The sequence below is a fragment of the Protofrankia sp. Cr1 genome (assembly GCF_963555865.1).
Taxonomy (GTDB): domain Bacteria; phylum Actinomycetota; class Actinomycetes; order Frankiales; family Frankiaceae; genus Protofrankia.
Genome location: NZ_CAUVXO010000449.1, coordinates 1 through 4,332, shown reverse-complemented (window position 1 = coordinate 4,332; position 4,332 = coordinate 1). Strand labels below are relative to the sequence as shown.

Below are 4,332 nucleotides of genomic sequence, written 5' to 3'. Positions count from 1 at the left end.
CCATCACCCAGACCCATCGTGAGATAGCACATGCCTGCCGTGAGACCGCCGCGGCCGGCACTGATACGCCAGCGCCACCGCTGACCGGTAGGGAGATTCTCGATCGCGCCCGGGCGATTGCGCCGCGACTGCGGGAGCGCTCCGCGGACATCGAGCGGGAGCGGCGGCTGCCCGCGGACGTGGTGGAGCTCCTGCGCGGCACCGGGGTGTTCCGGATGGGCTTCGGGCACAGGTGGGGTGGTCCCGAGACGTCCTCCGTGGAACAGACCGAGGTCATCGAGGCGCTGTCCTACGGCGACGCAGCCGCCGGTTGGTGCGCGATGATCGGTTCGGACACCGGGCTCTACGCCGCGTTCCTGGACGAGTCCGTGGCGAGGGAGATGTTTCCCAGCCTGGATATGATCACCGCTGGGCTGCTGTTCCCAACCGGGCACGCCGAGCGCGTCCCCGGTGGCTACCGGCTCACCGGTCGCTGGCAGTTCGGTAGTGGGATCACTCACAGCGACTGGGTGATCTCCGGAGCGTTCATCTACCGCGACGGCCGACCGGACCCGAGCCCGTCCGGCGACCCGCACGACTCGCGGCTGATGATGGTGCCGCGCGGGCAGGTGGAGGTCGTCGACACCTGGTACACCACCGGCCTGGCGGGCAGCGGAAGCTGCGACTACACGATCACGGACATCTTCGTCCCCGAGGAACACACCCTCGTCTTCGGTAGCGTGCGCAACGGCAGCGGGGCACTTGCCCAGCCGGAGGTGCACATGCGCAACATGCCCGGCGTGCCACTGGGCATTGCGCGGGCCGCGCTCGACCATGTCCGCGAGATCGTCGCCACTCGGGTACATCCGGTCAGCGGCGCCGCGGCCGACGACTACCGCATGCAGGTCACCATCGCCGACTGCGAGGCCGACTTCGTCGCCACCCGAAGCGGGGTGTACGCCAGCATGCAGCGCCAACACGAGGTGCTGGCCGCCGGAGGAAGCCTCGACGATCTCACCCCGGACGAGCGTGCCGCACTGCCGCTGTCGCGCCGGCACGCCTTCCGGACGGCGCGGTCGATCGTGGGCCGGCTCTACGACCTTCTTCAGACCAACTCGATCTACCGGCCGTCTCCGCTGGACCGCTGGCTGCGCGACACGAACACGATGTGCCAGCACGTTGTCGCCCAGGATCGGATCCTGCAATCGGCCGGCGCCTATCTGTTGGGCGGCAGGCCTGGTTTCCCGCTTTGCCTGGGCATCGCCAGCTGAATTCGGCGGCAATTGATTGTTCCGCCTGGACCTGAATGGCAGTCAACTCACGGTTCTGTTGAAATCGGTCCCATTGATGCCGGATGTGCACTGGTGGCCGTATGCGAGAAACCGTCGTCATCAGTCACCTCATCGTGAATGGAGAAGATATGCGATCACTGTCACTTCGAACTGCCGCCGTCTTCGCGGTGCTCGCCGCGCTGCTCGGCGCGTGCGGCAAGACCGACACCACTACCAGCACCGCTGGACCTGTCAACACCGCCGGTACGGTCAGCACCGCCAACAGTGATGCGATCATCAGCTACAACGAAACCGAACCGGAGAACCCGCTCATCCCCGGAAATACGACGGAGGTCGGCGGCATCGGTGTCCTCGGCGCCTTGTTCAAGGGCCTTGTGGAGTATGACGCGAAAACCGCCGCGCCGCGCAACTCCGTCGCCGCATCCATCCAGACGAACGATGCGAAGGTCTATACGATCAAGCTTAAGCCCGGGTGGACCTTCCACGACGGAACGCCGGTCACCGCGAGGAGTTTCGTCGACGCCTGGAACTACACCGCGTATTCCCCGAACGAGATGCAGGGTGCGAACTACTTCTCGCACATCGAAGGTTTCGGTCAGGTGAACAACGCAACGGCGGACGGTAAGCAGCCGGCCACGCTGCCCCCGGCAAAGGAGATGTCGGGCCTGAAGGTCGTTGACGACCGCACCTTCGTCGTGACCCTTTCCGCGCCGTTCTCCACGTTCGCCACCCAGCTCGGCTATGCGGCCTTCTTCCCGTTGCCTGCAAGCTTCTTCGCCGACAGAAAAGCCTTCGAGGCCCATCCGGTCGGCAACGGCCCCTTCCAGTTCGTGTCCTACACGAAGGGCAAGAACATCCTCGTGCAGCGCTACGACAATTTCGCCGGGGAGAAGCCGCACATCGACGGCATTGATTTCCGATTCTACCCGAACCTGGACGACGCCTACGCCGACGTTTTGGCGAACAAACTCGACTACCTCTCGTTCACACCGTGGTCGTCAACGGTCAACAACAAGATCAAGACTGATCTTCCCGACACCCGCCGCGTTGCCTACAAGTACCTCGGATATCAGGCGATCGCCTTCCCTCTCTACGACAAGCGCTTTGCCGACCCGAACCTGCGGCGGGCCATTTCGATGGCCATCGACCGGGTTGATCTCATCAAGAAGGTCTTCAACGGTGCTCGGACGCCGGCCGACGGCCTGGTAGCGCCGAATGTCCAGGGCCATGTCGACAACCAGTGCGGGGAACTGTGCACCTACCAGCCTGAGAAGGCCAGGCAACTGTTCGATGCGACCGGTTTCCAGGGACCGATCGTGCTCACCTCCAATGTCGACTCCGCCAACCAGCAGTGGATGGAGGTGACGTGCGCGTCGATCCAGAAGGCGCTTGGCCGGGAATGCACATTCGTGTCGGTGCCGACGCTCGGTGCGTTGCGTAAGAAGCTCAATGACCACACGATGGACGCGATCTACCGTTCCGCCTGGGTAGCTGACTACCCGTCGATCGAGAATTTCCTCAACCCGTTGTTCAAGACCGGTGGCTCGTCCAATGTCGGTCAGTATTCCAACCAGGCGGTCGATGCACTGCTCACCCGTGCCGACGAGGCGCCGTCGGAGCAGGAAGGCGAGCAGCTGTACCAGCAGGCTGAGCGGCTCGTACTGCAGGACATGCCGACGATCCCGATCTGGTTTCAGAGTGCCACGGCCGCATGGTCCTCGCGGTTGCACAACGTGGTCCCCACCCAATTCCGTGAGCTCGATCTGACCAGCGTCACGGTGTCCTAGAAAGGCTCGGGGCCAAGGGCCGCGCGACAAAATCAATGATCGCGCGGCCCTTGGCCAGCCGACCCACTCCGCGAATTGCCGGCCCCGCCCGATCATCGATGTCGATCAACGGTTTCGGCACATCCAACCTGCGACGAACCCGACCAACAAACCATCAGGTGGAAATATGACTGACCAAGAGATCGACGTACTGGCGATCGGAGCGGGGCCGGCGAACCTGGCGCTCGCGGTGGCAATCGAGGAGTCCGGTTCGCGCGAGCTGGCCGAGAGCACCCTGCTGCTGGAGCAGTACCCGGACGTCAAGTGGCAGCGGAATCTGTTGCTTCCGTGGGCGCGCAGCCAGGTCTCGTTCCTCAAAGACCTGGTGACCCTGCGCAACCCGCGGAGCCGGTTCTCTTTTCTGAGCTTTCTGCACGAACGCGGACGTCTTGACGAGTTCGTGAACCTGGGCACCTTCAACCCGTACCGCTGGGAGCTCTCGGAGTACCAGCAGTGGGTTGCCGACTCCTTGGACCATGTGGGCATTCGCTACGGCGCCCGCGGCGAGATCGTTGAACCGCGACGCGCGGGTGACGGTACGATTATCGGCTGGACCGTGACCCTTGCCGACGGCGACCGGCTGCATTGCCGCGATCTCGTCATCGGCACCGGCCGCGACCCACACATCCCCGATGTCTTCCACAACCTGCCGCCGGACCGGGTGATCCACAGTACCCAGTACTGCACGCGCATCGCCGAGCTGGCCACTGACCGACCCATCCGGCCGGTGGTCGTGGGCGGCGCCCAGAGCGCGGCCGAGATGTTCATGGCCCTGCACAACGACCTGCCGTTGAGCACGCCGACGATGGTGTTGCGGTCGATCGGTCTGGCGAATTACCAGACCAGCAAATTCGTCAACGAGCTGTTCTTCCCGTCCTTCATCGATGATTTCTACAACGCCGGCGCCGAGGTACGCCGGCAGATTCTCGACGAGATGCACCTGGCGAACTACGCTGGCCTGGCTCCGCCCTTCCTCGATGAAATCTACTCCATGCTTTACCAGCAGAGGATGCTGGGGCGCCGGCGGTCCGCCGTGCAGGCCATGACCGAGGTCGTCGATGCGCGTGTCGACGGCGATGATGTGCTGCTGGAGCTGCGGGATCGCCGGAGCGGCAAGGTCGATCCACTACGCTGCGATCTGGTGCTGCTGGGTACCGGCTATGAGCCGCGGATGCCCGCGCTGATACGTGACCTCGCCGACCGGGTCGATCTGGCCGATATCGCGGTGAGCAGGC

Annotated in this window: 3 protein-coding genes; all 3 read left to right on the top strand. The window is 64.1% G+C overall.

The features are described 5' to 3' along the window. Window positions 1-80 precede the first annotated feature (80 nt). Window positions 81-1,250 carry an acyl-CoA dehydrogenase family protein gene (locus U9980_RS23450; RefSeq protein WP_416210367.1) on the top strand — a complete coding sequence of 390 codons (1,170 nt, stop codon included), beginning with the start codon at window positions 81-83 and terminating at the stop codon, window positions 1,248-1,250. A 149-nt stretch (window positions 1,251-1,399) separates the two neighbouring features. Next, entirely contained in the window at window positions 1,400-3,058 is a 1,659-nt protein-coding gene (locus U9980_RS23445; RefSeq protein WP_322769917.1) for an ABC transporter substrate-binding protein, read from the top strand. 166 nt (window positions 3,059-3,224) lie between these two features. Next, window positions 3,225-4,332, top strand: a 1,108-nt coding sequence (locus tag U9980_RS23440) for a SidA/IucD/PvdA family monooxygenase (protein ID WP_322769916.1), incomplete at its 3' end; no start/stop codon positions are given.